This is a genomic window from Mesorhizobium tamadayense (assembly GCF_003863365.1).
Lineage (GTDB): Bacteria > Pseudomonadota > Alphaproteobacteria > Rhizobiales > Rhizobiaceae > Mesorhizobium > Mesorhizobium tamadayense.
Window position 1 is genome coordinate 1 of the sequence record NZ_RQXT01000150.1, and the last position, 1,620, is coordinate 1,620.

Below are 1,620 nucleotides of genomic sequence, written 5' to 3' on the forward strand. Positions count from 1 at the left end.
GTCACGTCGGCGTTGGCGCCTGTAAGGGAGGTCAGCACTGGTTTTGCGCGCAGCAGCGCGACGCCGCCGCCTGGAACGATGCCTTCTGCGACCGCAGCTCGGGTGGCGTTGAGGGCATCGTCGACGCGGTCCTTCTTCTCCTTGACCTCGGTCTCGGTGGCGCCGCCGACGCGGATGACCGCGACGCCGCCTGCGAGCTTCGCCAGCCGCTCCTGCAGCTTCTCCTTGTCGTAGTCCGAGGTGGTCTCCTCGATCTGCGCCTTGATCTGGCTGATGCGCGCGGCAATGCCGGCCTTGTCGCCGGAGCCGTCGATCACCGTGGTCGTATCCTTCTCGATCAGCACGCGCTTGGCGCGGCCGAGCATGTCGAGCGTGACGTTTTCCAGTTTGATGCCGAGATCTTCCGAGATCACCTGGCCGGCTGTCAGCACTGCGATGTCTTCCAGCATGGCCTTGCGCCTATCACCGAAGCCGGGCGCTTTCACCGCCGCGACCTTGAGGCCGCCGCGCAACTTGTTGACGACCAGCGTGGCGAGCGCCTCGCCCTCGACATCCTCGGAGATGATCAGCAGCGGCTTGCCGCTCTGCACGACTGCTTCCAGGATCGGCAACAGCGCCTGTAGATTGCCAAGTTTCTTCTCGTGGATGAGGATGTAGGGGTCTTCCAGTTCGGCGCGCATCTTGTCGGCGTTGGTGACGAAATAGGGCGAGAGGTAGCCGCGATCGAACTGCATGCCCTCGACGACGTCGAGTTCGGTGTCGGCGGTCTTGGCTTCCTCGACGGTGATGACGCCTTCATTGCCGACCTTGTCCATCGCCTTGGCGATCATGGCGCCGACGGTGGCGTCGCCATTGGCGGCGATGGAGCCGACCTGCGCGATCTCGGCCGAGGACTTGACCTTCTTGGCCCGCGCCTGAATGTCCTTCACGACGGCGGCCACGGCAAGATCGATGCCGCGCTTGAGGTCCATCGGGTTCATGCCGGCGGCGACGAGCTTGACGCCCTCGCGCAGGATCGAAGCGGCCAGCACCGTGGCGGTGGTGGTGCCGTCACCGGCAAGGTCGTTGGTCTTCGAAGCCACTTCGCGCACCATCTGCGCGCCCATGTTCTCGAACTTGTCGGTGAGCTCGATTTCCTTGGCCACCGTTACGCCGTCCTTGGTGATGCGCGGCGCGCCATAGGCCTTGTCAAGGATGACGTTGCGGCCCTTGGGGCCGAGCGTCACCTTGACGGCGTTGTTGAGGAGCTCGACGCCGCGCAGCATGCGGTCGCGTGCATCGGTGGAGAATTTGATTTCCTTGGCAGACATGATTTTTCGTCCAGTTCGAACGTGAGAGTGAGGGGTCGGAGAGTCCGGTCAGGCGGCCTTCTTGGCGGTCGCCTTGATCGGCTCGACGATGCCCATAATGTCGGTCTCCTTCATGATCAGGAGATCCTCGCCGTCAATCTTGACCTCGGTGCCCGACCATTTGCCAAACAGGACGGTGTCGCCGGCCTTGACGTCGAGGGGGATCAGCTTGCCGCTTTCGTCGCGCGCGCCAGAGCCGACGGCGATCACTTCGCCTTCCTGCGGCTTTTCCTTCGCAGTGTCGGGAATGATGATCCCGCCCTTGGATTTG

The 1,620-nt window shown here is 63.5% G+C and carries 2 protein-coding genes; both read right to left on the reverse strand.

Translation table 11 applies throughout. The features are described 5' to 3' along the window. A partial coding sequence (groL, locus tag EH240_RS36885; RefSeq protein WP_125007231.1) for a chaperonin GroEL occupies window positions 1–1,310 on the reverse strand: 1,310 nt, incomplete at its 3' end. A 48-nt stretch (window positions 1,311–1,358) separates the two neighbouring features. Then, window positions 1,359–1,620, reverse strand: a 262-nt coding sequence (locus tag EH240_RS36890) for a co-chaperone GroES (RefSeq protein WP_148101180.1), incomplete at its 5' end; no start/stop codon positions are given.